This is a genomic window from Archangium sp. Cb G35 (assembly GCF_001896145.1).
GTDB classification, from domain to species: domain Bacteria; phylum Myxococcota; class Myxococcia; order Myxococcales; family Myxococcaceae; genus Archangium; species Archangium violaceum.
In genome coordinates this window covers 132,044-150,586 of sequence record NZ_MPOI01000012.1, presented here as the reverse complement: position 1 = coordinate 150,586, position 18,543 = coordinate 132,044, and the positions used below count along the sequence as shown (strand labels likewise).

6 protein-coding genes are annotated in these 18,543 nt (G+C 71.3%); 3 read left to right on the top strand and 3 right to left on the bottom strand.

Annotated features, from left to right (window positions below; all coding sequences use genetic code 11):
• Positions 1 to 117 precede the first annotated feature (117 nt).
• The gene (locus BO221_RS33360) at positions 118 to 2,103 is read right to left on the bottom strand and encodes a phosphatidylinositol-specific phospholipase C domain-containing protein (protein WP_083681738.1); all 1,986 of its coding nucleotides are present in this window, start codon (positions 2,101 to 2,103) and stop codon (positions 118 to 120) included.
• 110 nt (positions 2,104 to 2,213) lie between these two features.
• Here BO221_RS33360 and BO221_RS33350 point away from each other — a divergent pair, with 110 nt between their 5' ends.
• The 3 genes from BO221_RS33350 to BO221_RS33340 are packed head-to-tail and all read left to right on the top strand — an operon-like array spanning position 2,214 to position 17,357.
• A complete protein-coding gene (locus BO221_RS33350) occupies positions 2,214 to 5,582 on the top strand; it encodes an SDR family NAD(P)-dependent oxidoreductase (RefSeq protein ID WP_073564911.1) in 3,369 nt (1,122 codons plus the stop codon).
• Positions 5,579 to 15,103 carry a type I polyketide synthase gene (locus BO221_RS33345; protein WP_073564910.1) on the top strand — a complete coding sequence of 3,175 codons (9,525 nt, stop codon included), beginning with the start codon at positions 5,579 to 5,581 and terminating at the stop codon, positions 15,101 to 15,103. The genes BO221_RS33350 and BO221_RS33345 overlap by 4 nt, the downstream gene beginning before the upstream one ends.
• A 10-nt stretch (positions 15,104 to 15,113) precedes the next feature.
• Positions 15,114 to 17,357 (top strand): type I polyketide synthase, encoded by a 2,244-nt coding sequence (locus BO221_RS33340; protein WP_073564909.1) that lies wholly within the window; start codon positions 15,114 to 15,116, stop codon positions 17,355 to 17,357.
• Here the strand turns inward: BO221_RS33340 and BO221_RS33335 are convergent.
• Together BO221_RS33335 and BO221_RS33330 are read right to left on the bottom strand one after the other, a co-directional pair.
• Complete coding sequence (locus BO221_RS33335; RefSeq protein ID WP_369865921.1) at positions 17,324 to 17,875, bottom strand: response regulator; 552 nt, start codon at positions 17,873 to 17,875, stop codon at positions 17,324 to 17,326. The two genes, BO221_RS33340 and BO221_RS33335, sit on opposite strands and share 34 nt — an antisense overlap.
• A 65-nt stretch (positions 17,876 to 17,940) precedes the next feature.
• Positions 17,941 to 18,453 (bottom strand): response regulator, encoded by a 513-nt coding sequence (locus BO221_RS33330; RefSeq protein WP_073564907.1) that lies wholly within the window; start codon positions 18,451 to 18,453, stop codon positions 17,941 to 17,943.
• Between the last annotated feature and the right edge of the window lie 90 nt (positions 18,454 to 18,543).

The window sequence follows — 18,543 nt, the reverse complement described above, 5'->3', positions numbered from 1 at the left end:
CGCGCGCCCCTCTCATACCAGCAATTGGCGGGCCACCCCATAGGTGCCCCCCTGGCCTCTCGCTTCACCCGGGGTGTGTCCGAGCGCCCACGTGGGCGTGGCCCGTGGCCCGCGTCCTCAGTAGCGCCAGACCTCCAGCGAGGACGCGATGTCATTCCACTGGGTGCCCAGGTTGTCGATGTTCTGCGTGACGTACAGTCCCGAGCCGCTCCAGTTGTCGTGCTGCCAGATGTTCGCCCGGTAGTTGCCGATGAGGCGCACGGAGGACGTGCGATCGTTGAAGCCCCGGCTGCCCAGCTCATAGGTGGGACCCGTGAGGTGGATGACGTCACCCTGGTACCCCGCGTGCTCGTACAGGTACACGCCGTCCTGGGCGCCGTAGCCCCACACGGCGTAGGCGTAGTCGCCGTGCCAGCGCATGTAGTGGGCGCCCCAATAGGTGTAGGCCCAGTTGTTGAATCCACCGGGGGTGCGCTTCACCAGGACGGTCCAGGACTGGAAGGGGAAGCGGGCCCGCACGCGGGAGGCCAGCTGCGCCGCCCGGTTCTCCGCGGAACCACTCAGGCTTCCCACCTGGCCGTCGATGTAGCTCGCCAGGAAGCTCTCGCTGACCGCGCTGTCGGCCGACAGCGTGTTGAAGGCCACGTGGCTGTAGCCATCCACCCAATCCGACTTCTGGTACAGCCCGTGGTGCGACGCGGAGTAGCCCCAGTTGTCGCCGCCCTGGGTGCCCGAGACGATCACGTGCCAGTACATGCCCGGCAGCTTGTGCTCCAGGAACGTCCGCGCCTCGATGAGGCGATCCCTCGCCTTGTCATCACCATCGGCGTGCCAGCCGTAGGAGATGTTGTTGAAGGCCGTGCTGAAGTCCGCGCCGATGGCGGCCGCGTTCGGGGCCAGACGGAAGTTGTGGGCGATGATGGCGTCGATCAACCCCGCGCCCGGGAAGTCCATCATCACCACGCCCGTGCGCTGCACGTTGGCGCCCATCAGATAGTGCAGCGCCTGCTCGTTGACCTCGTCCGCGATCCCCGCGGGCGTTCCCCCGGCGCCCGCGGCGCTCAGGAAGTTGACGTACAGCGAGTTGATGTCTCCCGTGTTGGCCGCCACGAGGTGGTTGCGCGCCAGGTTCCACTTGTTCGTGGTGTTGGTCTCCTCCCACGCGTCCTGCAGGCGGATGCTGTTCCAGCTGATGCCGTGGTCGCCGCCATCGAAGTCGTCGAGGATGACGATCTTCCCGCGCACCTCGCCCAGCGCCGGCACGTGCGTGCCCCGCCAGATATAGGGACTGTAGGCGTCGCGATACGACTCGAACGTCGCGGCGAAGGAGCGGCTGTTGTTCTCCTCGGTGTGCTCCTTCTTGACGCGCATGAGCACGGTTTCGGTGGGGTTGGCCTGGAGGAACTGCACCGTGGTGTTCAGCACGTCACCGAAGTTGGTCATCAGGTAGTACGCACCATGATGGATGGTGAAGGCATTCCCGATGTGGCGGGCGCGGATGTCCAGGGCGCGCACGCCCGCGTCGAGCTGCGGGCGCAGATTCGCGCCCTGGGTGAGGATCCACGCGCGCTCGAAGACGGTGACATACCATTCCGTCTCATCCGCCATGGTGTCGTGCGTGCCCGGCAGCGAGAGCGCCGACACCCGGGTGCTGTCCGGCACCCAGCGCATCCAGTTGGGATGGTGTGTGGGAATGCTCGTCGAGTCGTTGAAATACCGGCCATGCGCGGCGGCGAAAGGAGCCGGCAGCAGCAGGGCCAGGAGGAGGGCCAGTGCACCACGTGGAATCAGACTCATGCGTTCTCCAGGGGATGTTCCCGTGCCAGGACGTAGCACAGGCTCATCCTGGATTAACGTGTAAATGTTGTAAGGTGGGTGTCTGCGGCACCCAGTGAGGACGAGCTTGCCCACCATCTTCTCGGACTCGACGCGGGCGTGCGCCGCGCGGAGGTTGGCGGCGTTGATGGGCGAGAGCGTCTCGGTGAGCGTCGTGCGGAGGCGGCCCGTGTCGATCCATTCCGCCACCTGATTCAGGGCGCAGTGCTGCTCCTCGCAGTGCTGCTCCTCCATGTCGTGCGTCTGGAAACGCGAGCGGGTGAACATGAGCTCCCACTAGGAGCGTGTCGGAGTATCCCACCGTAGAGGGTGGACCAGAGGGGTGACGCCCCAGGTGGTCCTTCAGAGGGGAGGCGAGTTCTGGTTGAAGGTGGAGGGTGAGCACCACCTCGACGAAGAAGCCGGAGCAGGCCGCCCTGTTGGAAGTAGCCGCCAGCGAGAAGCCGGAGCGGGAGGAGGAGTCGAAGAGCTCCGCCCGCTACGCCTCGCCGAGGCCATTCCGGGAGTGGACGCCGGAGCAGGGGCAGTTGCTGCCGCAGTACGCGAGGGAGGTGCTGCGCAAGGGCACGCCGAAGTGGGCCCATGCGCGCCTGCCACCGCCCGAGTCCTGGCGCAAGGGCACGCCCCTCGAGGGCGACGTCGTGCTGCTCGACGGGCAGGGCGTGCCGCTCGTCGAGGTGGAGGGCTTGGAGCTCTCCGCGCTGCCCACGCGCTACGGCCGCGCCCGCTCGGAGCAGGATCGCTCCCTCTTCGAGCTGGCCTGGCGCCGGATGGGTCTGCCCGCGGTGTTCGAGCCCGGCTCGGACGAGTCGCCCTGGCTCATCTTCCAGGACGCGTCCGGCGTGGGTTCCGCGCTCGCGGACATGATGGAGTCCTGGGGTGGTGCCTGCATCCGCGTGGAGGCGGGCCAGGGTCTACGCAAGCTGGGGGCCCGGCACTTCGCGGTGACACCCGGCTCGCGCGAGGACCTGCGCGCCATGTTGCAGCAGTGCCTGCCGTCCGGTGGCTCCTGCGCGGGCGTGGCGTACCTGTGGGGCCTGGACATGCCGGCCCCGGACATGCCGGGCGAGCAGGCCATCGACGAGGCGGTGCGGGCCTGCGGCGGCGCGCTGCGCATCGTCCAGGAGGTGCTGCGGCTCGGGTGGAGGGATCCGCCGCGTCTGTGGCTGGTGACGCGGGGCGCCTACCCCGTGCTGGGCTCGCCCGCGACGGGAGCGCTCCAGGCCGCCCTCTGGGGCCTGGGCCGCGCCGTGGGCCACGAGCACCCGGAGCTGCGCTGCACGTGCGTGGACCTGGACCCCTCCTCGCCCATGGTGGACGTGGAGTCCCTGGGCCGCGAGCTGGCCGCGCGGGCCGAGGATGAGCAGGTGGCCCTGCGGGCCGGTGCGCGCTTCGTGGCGCGGCTCGTGCGGCGCTCGGGCGCGAAGGAGCTGTTCATGGAGCCGCTGCTGCCCGCGGCGGGACGGCCCTTCCAGGTGGAGACGCCCCCGGCGGGCTCCTTCGGCGGCGTGTCCGTGCGCATGTCCGAGCGGCGCGAGCCCGGCCCGGGCGAGGTGGAGATCGCCGTCGAGGCCTCGGCCCTCAACTTCATCGACGTGATGAAGACCATGGGCCTCTACGTCATGAAGGGCAAGGGCGGTGCCCCCGGCGTGCCGCTGGAGGGCCTGCCGCTGGGGCTCGACTGCGCCGGCCGCGTGGTGGCGGTGGGCGCGGGGGTGACGAACCTGAAGGCCGGTGACGAGGTGGTGGCCTTCACGCCCTCGGCCATGGCCTCGCACGTCGTCACGGATGCGCGCTTCGCCGTGCGCCGTCCCTCGGGCATGAGTGCCGCCGAGGCCAGCTCCATCCCCAGTGTCTTCATGACGGCCTGGTACGCGCTGCACCACCTGGCCCGGCTGCAGAAGGGCGAGCGTGTCCTCATCCACTCGGCCGCGGGCGGACTCGGCCTGGCGGCGGTGCAGATCGCCCAGTCCCTGGGCGTGGAGGTGTTCGCCACCGCGGGCACGCCGGAGAAGCGCGAGCTGCTGCGCTCGCTGGGCATCCAGCACGTGATGGATTCGCGCACGCTGGCCTTCGCCGACGAGGTCATGCGCCTCACGAATGGCGAGGGCGTGGATGCGGTGCTCAACTCCCTCTCGGGTGACGCCATCACCCGGAGCATGGAGGTGCTGGCGCCGGACGGCCGTTTCCTGGAGGTGGGCAACCGCGACATCCACGCCGGACGCGCGTTGGACCTGTCGCAGTTCAGCCGCCGCCTCATCTACGCGGCCATCGACCTGGTGGGCCTGCGGGAGCAGCGCCCGGCGCTGTGCTCGCGGCTGCTGCAAGAGGTGGTGGAGCAGATGGCCGCGGGCACGCTGAAGCCCGTGACGCACCGGGCCTTCCCCGTGTCGCTGGCCTCCGAGGCCTTCCGCGAGATGGCGCAGGGCCAGCACGTGGGCAAGCTCGTCGTCACCATGGACGATCCGCACCTGCGCGTGGTGCCGCCGCGCGCGGGCTTCCGGGTGCGCGAGGATGCGACGTACCTCATCACCGGTGGCCTCGGCGGCCTGGGCCTGGAGGCGGCCCGCTGGCTGGTGGAGCATGGCGCGCGGCACCTGCTGCTCACGGGCCGTGGCACTCCCTCCGAGGCCGTCCAGAAGGACCTGGAGACGCTGCGGGCCCAGGGCGCACGTGTCGAGGTGGCACGGGCGGACGTGGCGGACGCCCGGCGCCTGGCCGAGGTGGTGGCACGCACGCGGGGGGACATGCCCCGGTTGCGTGGCGTGCTGCACTGCGCGGGCGTGCTCGATGACGGCACCCTGGAGCAGCAGGAGCCGGCGCGCTTCCGTACCGTCATGGCCCCGAAGATCCAGGGCGCGTGGAACCTGCACATGCTCACCCGCGACGAGCCGCTGGACTTCTTCGTCCTCTACTCGTCCATGTCCGCGCTGCTGGGACTGCCGGGCCAGGGCAACTACGCGGCGGCCAACGCGGCCATGGATGCGCTGGCCCACTACCGGCGCCAGCGGGGCCTGCCGGCGCTGAGCGTGAACTGGGGTCCCTTCTCCGAGGTGGGGCTGGCCGCGGCGCACGCCAACCGTGGCGAGCGGCTGGCGCACCAGGGCATGGCCAGCTTCACCCCGCGCCAGGGCGCGATGATGCTCGAGCGCCTGTTGCAGGAGGGCGCGGTGCACGTGGGCGCGGTGGCGCTCGACGTGCGCCAGTGGCTGGAGTTCTTCCCGAGCGCGGCGTCGCTGCGCATCTGGGAGGAACTGGCCGCGGAACGCCATGGCGAAGGCCAGCGCGGCCGCTCCGCCCTGTTGATGGAGCTGCGGCGGGCCAACGCGAGCGAGCGGACGGGCAAGATGGAGGCCTACCTGCGCGAGCGGCTCGCCCAGGTGCTGCGCATCGATCCGTCGCGCGTGGGACGGCACGAGCCGTTCCGTGGCCTGGGGCTCGACTCGCTGATGAGCCTGGAGCTGCGCAACCGCATCGAGGCCACGCTGGAGCTGAAGCTGTCGGTGACGCTGCTGTGGGCGCACTCCACCCTGGCGGCGCTGGCGGTGTACCTGCTGGATCAACTGGGGCTCACCCCCAAGCAGGCCGATGCACCGGCTCCCGCGGCCCCGGCGGAGCAGCCGCTCCTCATGAACCGGCCCTCCGCCCAGGCGGAGCCCGAGGCCCACCAGCTCGCGGAGCTGTCGGAAGGGAAGTTGCTCGAGATGGTGGATGACGTGCTGGCGGGCTGGGAGGACACGCAGTGAGTGAAGACGTGAAGGACGAGCTCAAGCAGCGCCTGGCTCGTGCGGTGATGGCGATGCAGAAGATGCAGGCCCGTATCGACTCGCTCGAGCGGGCCCGCACCGAACCCATCGCCATCATCGGAATGGGGTGCCGCTTCCCCGGCGGAGCGGACACGCCGGAGGCGTACTGGGAGCTGCTGTCGGCCGGGAGGGATGCCGTCCGCCGCGAGCCCGCTTCACGCGGCGTGGGCTCGGACGCGAGCGCGCCCCGCTGGGCCGGGTACCTCGAGGACGTGAGCGGCTTCGACGCGGACTTCTTCGGCATCTCCCCGCGCGAGGCCTCCAGCATGGACCCGCGCCAGCGCCTGCTGCTGGAGGTGGCCTGGGAGGCGCTGGAGCACGCGGGGCAGGATCCCGAGCGGCTGGCGCAGTCCGCCACGGGCGTCTTCGTGGGGCTCACCGGGGACGACTACTACCGGCTGCTGCCCACCGAGCCCGAGCGCATCGACGCCTACTACGGCACCGGTAACGGCCACTGCTTCCCGCCCGGGCGCGTCTCGTACACGCTCGGGTTGCAGGGGCCGAGCCTCGCGGTGGACACGGCGTGCTCGTCCTCGCTGGTGGCCATCCACCTGGCCTGCCAGAGCCTGCGCGCGGGCGAGTGCTCCGTGGCGCTCGCGGGCGGTGTGAACCTCGTGTTGGACCCGTCCGTCACGGAGACGCTCCTGCGCATGCAGGCGCTCTCTCCCAACGGCCGGTGCAGTGCCTTCGACGCCCGCGCCAATGGCTTCGTGCGCGGTGAAGGCTGTGGCCTCGTCGTGCTCAAGCGGCTGTCGGACGCGCAGGCCCAGGGCGACACCATCCTCGCCGTCATCCGCGGCTCGGCCGTCAACCAGGATGGACGCTCGCAGGGACTCACCGCGCCCAACATGCTCGCCCAGCAGGCCTTGCTGCGGCAGGCGCTGGCCAGCGCGAAGGTGGACCCGTCCGCCCTCGGTTACATCGAGGCGCATGGCACCGGCACTCCGCTCGGAGACCCGATCGAGGTCGAGGCGCTCGTGGACGTGCTGGGCAGGCCGAGGCCGGATGGCTCGCGGTGCGCGCTCGGCTCGGTGAAGACGAACATGGGCCACCTGGAGGCCGCCGCGGGCATCGCCGGCCTCATGAAGACGGTGCTGGCGCTCCAGCACGAGGCCATCCCCAAGCACCTCAACTTCAGCCGGCTCAACCCGCGCATCCGGCTGGAGGGCACTCCCTTCTACGTCCCCACTGAGCTCCAGCCGTGGAAGCGCTCGGCGGTGCCCCGGCTGGCCGGCGTGAGCGCGTTCGGCATGAGCGGCACCAACGCGCACATCATCCTGGAAGAGGCGCCTCCTCCGGCCCCTCCCGCGCGGGCGCCTGCTCCACGCCCCACGCATCTGCTGACGCTCTCGGCTCGCGGGGAGGAGGCACTGGCGGCCCTGGCGCGCCGTCAGGCCGAGCACCTCACCGCCCACCCGGAACTGGACGCGGCGGACGTGTGCTTCACCCTCAACACCACCCGCGCGCGCCTGCCGCACCGGCTGGCCGTGGTGGGCGGCTCCCCGCAGGCTCTGGCCGCGAGCCTGTCCGCCTTCGCCTCGGGTACGAATCCGGAGCAGGTGGCCCAGGGCAAGGCGGGCAACAACCCGCCCAGGGTGGCCTTCCTCTTCACCGGCCAGGGCGCGCAGTTCGCGGGCATGGGCCGGAAGCTCTACGACACCTCGGACGTCTTCCGCGACGCGCTGGACCGGTGCGCCGCGCGGCTCGAGCCGAGGATGGACCTGCTGTCCGTGCTGTACCCGAGGGACGGTGCCCCGTCGCCCATCGACCAGACGGGCTACAGCCAGCCGGCGATGTTCGCCCTGCAGTACGCGCTGGCGGAGCTGTGGCGCTCGTGGGGCGTGGTGCCGGACGCGGTGATGGGACACAGCGTGGGCGAGTTCGCCGCCGCGTGCGTGGCCGGCATCCTCTCCCTGGAGGACGCGCTGGACCTCATCGCCGAGCGCGGCAGGCTCATGCAGGCACTGCCTCCGGGCGGTGTCATGACCATGGTGTTCGCCACCGAGGCCCAGGTGGCGCCGCTGCTCGCGCCGTATCAGGACCGCGTGTCCATCGCCGCGTACAACGGGCCGGGCCAGCTCTCCCTGTCCGGTGCGGCCGAGGCCGTGGAGCGCGTCACCGCCGCACTGGAGGCCCAGGGCATCGCGACGCGCAAGCTCAACGTCTCGCATGCCTTCCACTCGCCGCTGGTGGAGCCGATGCTCGAGGCGTTGGAGGCGAGGGCGTCGCGGATGGCCCGCTCTCCCGGGAAGCTGCCGCTCATCTCCAACGTCACCGGCCGGCCGGTGGGCCCCAACGAGCTGGGCGCTCCCGGTTACTGGCGCCGTCATGCCCGCGAGCCCGTGCGCTTCCACGAGTGCATGGAGTCGCTGCGCGGCCTGGGCATCGACACCTATGTGGAGATTGGCCCGCACACCACGTTGCTGGGGCTCGGCAAGGCGTGCCTGGGGGACGGGCCCGAGTGGCTCCCCTCGTTGCGCAAGGGCAAGGACGACGTGGAGCAGGTGCTGGGCGTCCTGGGCCGCTTGTTCGTCCGGGGCCAGCAGGTGGACTGGAGCAAGGTGGACCCCGAGCCCACGCGCCGCAAGCTGGTGCTGCCGCGCTACCCCTGGCAGCGCCAGCGGTACTGGGCCATTCCGGAGTCGTCCTCCGCCGGAAAGTCCGCACAGGCCGCGCCGGGCCAGGACTCCGCCACGGAAGCACCGGATGGCACGCGGGGTGACCTGTACGCGCTGGAGTGGCAGTCCGCGGCGCGTCCGGCGTCCGCTCCCGCACCGGCGAGTGGCACCTGGCTGCTGCTGTGTGATCGCGGCGGAGTGGGCGAACAGCTCGCCACGAGCATCGAGGCCCAGGGTGGCGCCTGCGTGAAGGTGGACGCGGGTGATGCCACGGCGCTGGAGCGCGTGTGGCGCGAGCGGTTCTCCGCGATCTCTCCCTGCGCGGGTGTTGTGTACCTGGGTGCCCTGGACGTGACGAACGTGGAGGGCTCGGGCATCCGCGACTCCTGCGCCAGCGTGGCCTCCGTGCTGCGCATCGTGGAGGGCGCACCGGAGCCCGGTGGCCGGCTGTGGGTGGTGACCCGGAGCACCCAGGGGGTGGGCTCGGGCGTGGAGAAGGTTGAGCCCGCGCAGTCGACGTTGTGGGGACTCGGGCGGAGCGTGGCGCTGGAGAGCCCGGGCCGCTGGGGCGGGTTGATCGACCTGGGCCCCGAGGACGGCGCACGGCAACTCTGGGAAGAATTGCGCTCGGCCGGGGACGAGGACCAGGTGGTGCTGCGGGGCGGCCAGCGGTACGTGGCGCGGCTGGTGGAGCGCGAGGCTCCGGAGTCGAAGCCCGTTCCCGTCCAGGCCGAGGCCACGTACCTCATCGCGGGAGGGCAGGGGGCGCTCGGACTCGAGGTGGCGCGCTGGCTGGTGCGCCGGGGTGCCCGGCATCTCGTGCTCACCGCGCGCAGGGCGATGCCCGAGCGCTCACAGTGGGACGCGGCCCTGGCCGAGGGCGGAGAGCTGGCCGAGCGCATCACCGGCGTGCGTGAGCTGGAGGCGGCGGGCGCGAAGGTGCTGCTGGCCCAGGCGGACGTGGCGCTCCGTGACGACATGGCGGCCCTGCTGGAGCGGGTGCGCGCGTCCATGCCCCCGCTGCGCGGTGTCGTCCACGCGGCGGTGGTGTCCTCGACGTCGCGGGTGCGGGACCTGGACGCGGACACGCTCGAGCGCGTGCTGGCCCCGAAGGTGGCCGGTGCCTGGAACCTGCACACGCTGACGCGGGACGAGCCGCTGGACTTCTTCATCCTCTTCTCGTCCATCTCCTCGGTGTGGGGCTCGTCGGGCGTGGGGCACTACTCCGCGGCCAACAGCTTCCTGGACGGGCTCGCGGCGCACCGGCACGCGCTGGGGCTCGCGGCCACCAGCATCAACTGGGGCCTCTGGAGTGGCCGCGGCGCCGCCTCCGAGGAACAGGGCCGCTGGCTGATGAACATGGGCGTGGAGGTGCTCGACCGGCAGGCCGCGCTGGGCTGGATGGAGCGGCTCGTGGGCTCGCGCGTGCCGCAGGCGATGGTGGCCACCATCCGCTGGGAGCGCTTCCTGCCCATCTTCGAGGCCCGGGGTCCCCGGCCCATGCTGTCCCGGCTCCGCGCCGAGACGGGTGCTCTGCCCAAGGAACTCCCGGCGGCGAAGAGCACCATCCCGGCTCCCTGGCGCGAGGCTCCCACGGCCACCGCCCGGCGCGAGGCGTTGCGCAAGCTGGTGCAGGAGTCCGTGTCGCGCATCCTCGGTCTGGCACCCGGCCAGTCCGTGGATGACGAGCGTGGCTTCAACGAGATGGGGCTGGACTCCATCATGGCGGTGGAGGTGAAGGAGCGGCTGCAGAAGGCGCTGGCCCTCCCGCTGCCGGCGACCCTGGCGTTCAACTTCCCGACCGTGAAGGCGCTCACGGAGCATCTCTCCTCGCAGCTCGAGTCGGAGGCGCCCCGTGCCGCCGCGCCCGAGGTCCATACCCCCACGGCCTCGGACGAGCCCATCGCCATTGTCGGCATGGCGTGCCGGCTGCCGGGCGGAGCGGACACGCCGGAGGCCTTCTGGCGGCTGCTGCGCGAGGGCACGGACGCCATCTCGGAGATTCCGGCGGACCGCTGGGACGTGGACGCCTGGTACGACGCGGACCCGGATGCGCCGGGGAAGATGTACGTGCGCTCCGGCGGCTTCCTGCGAGAGGTGGACCGCTTCGAGCCGCAGTTCTTCGGCATCTCCCCGCGCGAAGCGGAGAGCATGGATCCGCAGCAGCGGCTGGTGCTGGAGGTGGCCTGGGAGGCGCTGGAGCGGGCCGGCCAGGACGCGAGCGCGCTGCGCAACACGCGCACGGGCGTCTTCGTGGGCATCACCACGGCGGACTACTCGCGCGTCGTCCTCCAGGGAGCGCCGGAGGACGTGGATGCGTGGTTCGCCTCGGGCAACTCGCTGAACGTGGTGGCCGGGCGCCTGTCGTACACACTCGGCCTCCAAGGCCCGAGCATGGCGGTGGATACGGCGTGCTCGTCCTCGCTGACGGCGCTGCACCTGGCCTGCCAGAGCCTGCGCAACGGCGAGTCCACGATGGCGCTGGCGGCGGGGGTGAACCTCATCCTCTCGCCCGAGCCGATGATGGCGGTGTGCAAGGCGCGGATGCTCGCGGCGGACGGGCGGTGCAAGACGTTCGACGCCTCGGCGAACGGTTTCGCGCGGGCCGAGGGCGCGGGCGTGCTGGTGCTCAAGCGGCTGTCGGAGGCGCGGGCTCGAGGGGACGACATCCTCGCGGTCATCCGCGGCACGGCGGTGAATCAGGACGGCGCGAGCAGCGGCCTCACGGTGCCGAACGGACTGGCGCAGCAGGCGGTCATCCGCCAGGCACTCGGGAGCGCGGGGGTGAAGCCCTCGGAGGTGAGCTACCTGGAGGCGCACGGCACGGGCACGTCGCTGGGAGATCCCATCGAGGCGGAGGCGGCGTGGTCGGTGCTGAAGGAAGGCCGCCAGGGTGGCGAGTCGCTGTGGATGGGCTCGGTGAAGACGAACCTGGGCCACCTGGAGTCCGCGGCGGGCGTGGCGGGCCTCATGAAGGTGGTGCTGGCGATGCGGCACCGGCAGCTCCCGGCACACCTGCACCTGAAGAAGCCGAACCCGCACATCGACTGGAAGTCCATGGGTGTGAAGGTGCCGGTGGAGCTGACGGCGTGGGAGCCGACGCAGGGCCGGCGCATCGCGGGGGTGAGCTCCTTCGGTTTCAGCGGGACGAACGCCCACGTGGTGCTGGAGGAGGCGCCGCCGAGGCCCGTGCGGACGCGCGAGGTGGAGCGGCCGGAGCATGTGCTGCTGCTGTCGGCGCGGAGCGCGGAAGCCCTGCGGGCCCAGGCGGGCCGCTACGCCCAGGCCCTGGCGGAGGGTGGCACGGAGCTGGGAGACGTGTGTTTCACGGCGGCGGTGGGCCGCGCGCACTTCGAGCACCGGCTGGCGGTGGTGGGAGGCAGCGGCCAGCGGATGAGCGAGTTGCTGTTGGCGGTGGAGCAGGGCCGCGAGGTGGAGGGTGTGGTGCCGGGGCGTGCGGTGAGCCCCGCGCCCAAGGTGGCCTTCGTCTTCGGCGGTGAAGCCGGAATGTCCACGGCCATGGGACGGGAGCTGTACGAGACGCAGCCCATCTTCCGCGAGGCGCTGGAGCACTGCGCGGAGGCGCTGAAGGGCGTGCTGGAGAAGCCGCTGGTGGAGGTGCTGTACGGCGCGGACTCCGCGCTGCTGAAGGAGGAGACGTACGGCCGGGCCGCGGTGTTCGCGGTGGAGTGGGCCCTGGCGCGCATGTGGAGGGCGTGGGGCGTGGTGCCACAGGCGATGGTGGCGCGGGGCGTGGGCGAGTACGTGGCGGCGGTGGAGTCCGGTGTCCTCGGCCTGGAGGAAGGGCTGCGGATGGCGGTGGGCAAGGTGCCGTGGTTGCACGCGGAGACGGGTTCGACCGAGGGCATGGAGTCCCTCCCCCTGCATCCGGGAGAAGCGGAGTGGCCGCGGCTGTTGAAGACGCTCGGCGCGCTGTACGTGAAGGGCGTGGCGGTGGACTGGGCGGCCTTCGACGCTCCCTACGAGCGGCGCCGCGTGACGCTGCCCACCTATCCCTTCCAGCGCCAGCGCTACTGGTGGCGGAGCACGGCGCCTCGCGCGGCCCTCGCGCCCCGGCACGAGACGGAGAACCTCCCGCACTTCGGCCGCCGGCTGCGTTCTCCGGCACTCGATGCGCTCGTGTACGAGACGGCCTACGGGCCCTCGCGTCCGGGGCATCTCGACGACCACCGTCTCAACGGGACGATCGTGGCGGCGGGGTCCTCGCACGTGTCGCTGCTCCTGTCGGTCATCGAGGACAGCTGGGGCACGCCCGCGTGCACCCTGGAGAACGTGGCCTTCCCGCAGGCGCTGGTGCTCGCGGAGAACGAGGAGCGCACGCTCCAGGTCATCCTCTCTCCTCAGGAGCGGGGCAACGCCTTCGAGGTGAAATCGCTGGGCGACGACAACGGCGCGGAGACGTGGGTGCTGCACGCCAGCGGCGGGGTGCGCGTGGGCCGGGAGGAACAGCCGGCGCCGTGGACCTCGCGTGAGGAACTGCTGTCACGCGTCCAGGCGCGCGTGCAGGGAGAAGACCTCTACCGGGGCATGCGGGAGAAGGGCTACACGCTGGGCTCGGGCTACCAGTGGATCCGCGCGGTGGTCCGGGTGGGGAATGAGCTCCTCGGAGAGATGCGGCTGCCTCCGTTGCCGGACAGGCTGGAGGACTACCCGCTCTACCCGGGCTTCGTGGACTCGTGTTTCCAGGTGCTCACGAGCTGGACGCTGGATTCCCAGGCATGGCCCCCGGACGCGATGCTCATTCCCCTCAGCGTCTCGCGCTTCACCGTCTACCGCAGGCCGCGGGGCACGGTGTGGTGCCATGCGCGCATCGAAGGCGGTGGGCAGCCCACGGTGGGAGAGCTCATCGGGGGCGATCTGCGCATTCTCGACGAGCAGGGACTGGTGGCGGAGGTGATCGGCTTCCGGGCCCGGATGGCGAACCGCGAGGCCGTCCGGTTCGGCACGCACGCGCGGCGGGAGGAGGCGCGCTACGAGGTCTCCTGGAAGCCCGCGTCCGAGGTCCAGCCCGTCCCGGCGGCCCTGGCGGACAAGCGGCCCTGGGTGCTGCTGATGGATGCGCAGGGCGTGGGCGAGCGGCTCGGACGCATGCTGGAGGAGCAGGGCGCGCCCGTGCTCCGCGTGCGTCCCGAGGGCTTCGCGCGAGTGTCCATCGAGACGCTCGTGCCAGCCCGCTGCGCGGGCGTGGTGTACCTGTGGGGCATGGACCAGCGGACCGAGGACGGCGCCTCGGCGGAATCGGTGCAGCGGGCCGCGCTGGAGGCGAGCGGTGGGGCCCTGCACCTCATGAAGGGGCTGGCGGGCCGCGACGAGGCGCCTCCCGTGTGGATCGTCACCCGGGGCGCCCAGGCGGTGAAGGACACCCGGGCGGGCCTCGCGCTCGCGCAGGCGCCGCTGTGGGGCTTCGGCCGGGTGATCGACCTGGAGCTCCCGGAGCTGCGCTGCACCCGCGTGGACCTGGACCCCGAGGACCTCGAGGGCAGCGTCCGGCTCCTGTACGCCGAGCTGGGCGGTGGCGGTCACTCATCCGAGCGGGAGGTGGCCTTCCGCGGAGGCGTGCGCCTGCACCCGGTGCTGCGCAAGGACACGGGCTCGCGTGCGGGCTCCATCCCGCTCCGGGCGGATGCCACCTACCTCGTGACGGGAGGCCTCGGTGGTTTGGGCCTGGAGGTAGCCCGGTGGATGGTGGAGCAGGGAGTGCGTCACCTGGCGCTCGTGGGACGCCGTGCGCCCTCGGCCGCTGCTTCCGAGGCGGTGCGTGCGCTCGAGCAGGCGGGAGCCCACGTCACCGTGGCCTCCGTGGACGTCTCCAACGAGGCGGAGGTGGCACTGCTGCTCCAGCGCCTCGACGCGGACTCGCCGCCCCTGCGTGGCATCGTCCACTCGGCGGGCGTACTGGATGACGGGGCGCTCGCGCAGCAGGACCTCGAGCGCTTCGAGCGCGTGATGGCGCCGAAGGTGGCGGGAGCGTGGAACCTGCACCGGCTCACCGAGGGCCGGCCGCTGGACTTCTTCGTCCTCTTCTCCTCGGCCTCCGCGATGCTCGGCTCGCGGGGTCAGGCCAACTACGCGGCGGCGAACACCTTCCTGGATGCGCTCGCCCACGAGCGGCGTGCTCGCGGGCTGGTGGCGCAATCGCTCGACTGGGGCCCGTGGGCGGAGACGGGCATGGTGGGCGCGCCGGATGGAACGTTGGCGCGCGCGCTCGAACGCCGGGGCATCCGTGCGCTCGCGACGAAGCAGGCCCTGGCGCTGTTCGGCGAGGCGCTCGCGAGTGGCCGGCCCCAGTTGGCCCTCATGTCCGTGCAGTGGCCGGTGTACCTGGAGGTGCTCGGGGCCAGGGGGCGCTCGTCCTTCTACGAGGCCATGGTTCCCGCTCGCCCCACCGCCGGGCCGAGCGCGGCCGTGGCCGCCTCTCAGCCGCGTCATCCGCTCGCGGAGCGGCTCAAGGCGGCACTGCCCCACGAGCGTGCCCAGGTGCTGGAGAGCAGCCTCCAGGAGGAGGTCGCTCGCATCCTCCGCCTGGAGCCCGGGCAGCTCGACTGGCGCCAGGGCTTCGCCGAGATGGGCATGGACTCGCTGATGGCCATCGAGCTGCGCAACGTGTTGCAGAAGGGGCTCGGCGTGTCCGTGCCCGCGACGGTGGCGTTGGATCATCCCACCATCGGCTTCCTGGTGCGGCACCTGCTGGAGAACGTACTGAAGCTCGAGGTCCAGGAGCCGCGGCCCGAGCCCAAGGAGCAACTCGAGGAGTCGCTCGACGCGCTGTCCGACGCCGAACTGGCGCGGCTGGTGGCCGAGGATCTCGCCAAGGATTCGTGAGGGGGCGGACATGTCCGAGGAGATCAACTACCGCCAGCTGTTGCAGCAGCAGTTGGTGAAGATCCGCAAGCTGGAGGCCCGGCTGGAGCAGGCCGAGGCCGCGCGCCGTGAGCCCATCGCCATTGTCGGCATGGCGTGCCGGCTGTCAGGAGGCGTGGAGGCCCCGGAGGACCTCTGGGAGCTGATGGTGAAGGGGGTGGACGCCACCAGCGAGCTCCCACCGGGCCGCTGGGACGCCGAGGCCCTGTACGATCCGGATCCCCAGGCGAAGGGGAAGATCCGCACGAAGCGCGGGGGCTTCCTGAAGGACGTGGACCGGTTCGACGCGCGGTTCTTCGGCATCTCCCAGCGGGAAGCGGAGAGCATGGATCCGCAGCAGCGGCTGGTGCTGGAGGTGGCCTGGGAGGCGCTGGAGCGGGCCGGGCACGCGGTGGAGCGCACCCGGAGGGATCGGGTGGGCGTGTTCGTGGGGGTGATGAACAACGACTACGGGCAGCTCGCGCTGGACCAGGGAGGACTGGCGGCGATCGATCCGTACTTCATCGGCGCGAAGGCCAACTGCGCCATCTCCGGGAGGCTGTCGTACCTGTTCGGCTTCCAGGGGCCGAGCCTGGTGGTGGACACGGCGTGCGCCTCCTCGTTGGTGGGGGTGCACCTGGCCTGCCAGAGCCTGCGCAATGGCGAGTGCACGATGGCACTGGCGGCGGGGGTGAACCTCATCCTGTCACCGGAGGCGAGCGTCTACCTGTCGAGCAGTGGGGCGCTGGCGCCGGACGGGCGGTGCAAGACGTTCGATGCCTCCGCGGACGGGTACAGCCGGGCCGAGGCCTGTGGGGTGCTGGTGCTGGAGCGGTTGTCGGACGCGAAGGCGAGGGGCGCCCACATCCTCGCGGTCATCCGGGGCTCGGCGGTGGGGCATGACGGCCCGAGCAGCTCGTTCACGGTGCCCAATGGCGTGGCGCAGCAGTCCGTCATCCGTCAGGCGCTCGGGAGCGCGGGAGTTCAGCCCGCCGAGGTGAGCTACCTGGAGGCGCACGGCACGGGGACGGCGATGGGAGATTCCATCGAAGCGGAGGCGGCGTGGTCGGTGCTGAAGGAGGGGCGGCAGGGCGGGGAGCCGCTGTGGATGGGCTCGGTGAAGACGAACCTGGGCTATCCGGAGGCGGCCTCGGGGGTGGTGGGGATGATGAAGGTGGTGCTGTCGATGAGGCACCGCCAGCTCCCGGCGCACCTGCACTTGAAGAACCCCAACCCGCACATCGACTGGAAGTCCATGGGCGTGAAGGTGCCGGTGGAGCTGACGGCGTGGGAGCCGGCGCTGGGCCGGCGCATCGCGGGGGTGACGTCCTACGGGAGGACGGGGACGCTGGCGCACGTGGTGCTGGAGGAGGCACCGGCGAGGCCGGAGGTGAAGCGGGAGGTGGAGCGGCCGGAGCACGTGCTGGTGCTGTCGGCTCGGAGCGAGGAGGCACTGCGAGCACAGGTGGGCCGTTACGCCCAGGCACTCGCGGAGGGCCGTGAGCCACTGGGAGACGTGTGCTTCACGGCGGCGGCGGGCCGCGCGCACTTCGAGCACCGGCTGGCGGTGGTGGGCCGTGACGCCGCTCAGATGCGAGAGCGGCTCCTGGCGGCGGAGGTACGGGGCCCGGTCACGGTGGCGCCGAAGGTGGCGTTCGTCTTTGGCGCGGAGGGCACGTGGCCTGGCGGCATGGGCCGGGAGCTGTACGAGACACAGCCCGTCTTCCGGGAGGCGCTGGAGCAGTGCGCGGCGGCCCTGAAGGGCGTGCTGGAGAAGCCGCTGGTGCAGGTGATGTTCGGCCCGGAGTCCGCGCTCCTGAAGGATGCGTCCTACGGCGGGGCCGCGGTGTTCGCGCTGGAGTGGGCCCTGGCGCGGATGTGGCGCGCGTGGGGCGTGGTGCCGTGGAGGTCCGTGGGGCAGGGCGTGGGCGAGGACGTGGCGGCGGTGGACGCGGGAGTGCTCGGCCTGGAGGAGGGGTTGAGGCGGGCGGTGGGCCAGGTGCCGCGGGGGCGGACCGAAGCGGGAGCGCTGGAGGGTACCGAGGCTCTCCTCCTGCACCCGGGGGAAGCGGAGTGGCCGCGGCTGTTGAAGACGCTCGGCGAGCTGTACGTGAAGGGCGTGGAGGTGGACTGGGCCGCCTTCGATGCGCCGTACGCGCGGCGCCGGGTGGCGCTACCCACCTATCCCTTCCAGCGCCAGCGCTACTGGCTGGGGGGCGCGCAGGAGCCGTCCTGAGGCGTGGTGAGGGTGAGCGCGAGCTGGCGCACCTCCTGTCCGTTGAAGGGCTTCCTCAGCTCCTTCAGCAGTTGGAGATCGCTGAACTCCTGGAGCAGCTCACCCCACGAGTAGTCGGAGTAGGCCGAGCAGAGCACCACGCGCAGCGCGGGCGCCACGGAGCGCAGCCGCCGGAGCGTCTCGGCGCCATTCCAGCCGGGCGGCATGCGGTAGTCGAGGAACACCAGCTCGTAGGGCCGGCCCGACATCAGGGCCTCGCGGATCTTCGCCACGCCTTCCTGTCCCTGGAAGGCCGAGTCCACCTCGAACTCCGGATCCACGAGGGCCGGGGAGGGCACGGACGCCGGGCCGAACAGGGCCGCTTCCAGCAGATCCAGATCATCCTGGTCGCGGCGTTGCTCGGGGTTGAGGATCCGCCGGAAGTCGGTGTGGATCGCCTCGGAGTCGTCGATGACGAGGACCCGCTTCTTGTTCGCGCACGCGCTCATGGGACGAGAGATGGACAACGGAGCCGTCACGGGAATTCCTCAGCGGAGCTGGGGCTCGTCAGGAGGGCCCCTGGGTTTCGCGGGGGCCACCGGGTTCACCCGGATTTCGCGGCGGATTCCTTCGGCGCGGTGAGGCTGAGCGCGAGCTGGCGCACCTCCTGGCCGTTGAAGGGCTTGCGCAGCTCCCGCAGCGTGTGCTGCTCGCCGAACTCCTGGAAGATCTCCGTCCACGAGTAGTCCGAGTAGGCCGAGCAGAGCACCACGTTCAACGTGGGCGCCACCGCGCGCAACCGCCGGAGCGTCTCCGCGCCGTTCCATCCCGGGGGCATGCGGTAGTCGAGGAACACCAGCGTGTAGGGGCGGCCCGCCTCCAGGGCCTCGCGCACCTTGCTCAGCCCTTCTTGCCCCTGGAAGGCCGAGTCCACCTCGAACTCCGGCTCGACGTCATGGGTTCGCGACGGCGTCGGGCCGAAGAGGGCCTCTTCCAGCAGATCCAGATCATCCCGGCCGCGGCGCTGCTCGGGGTTGAGGATGCGGCGGAAGTCGGTGTGGATGGCCTCGGAGTCATCGATGACGAGGATCCGCCGCTTGTCCGTGGGATTGCTCATGCTCGCTCCTGTAGGCCAATAGAGGGACACGGGCAGACGCTTTTCGGCCACCACCCGTCGAGAGTCGGGTTCAAGGGACGGTTTGCCGGA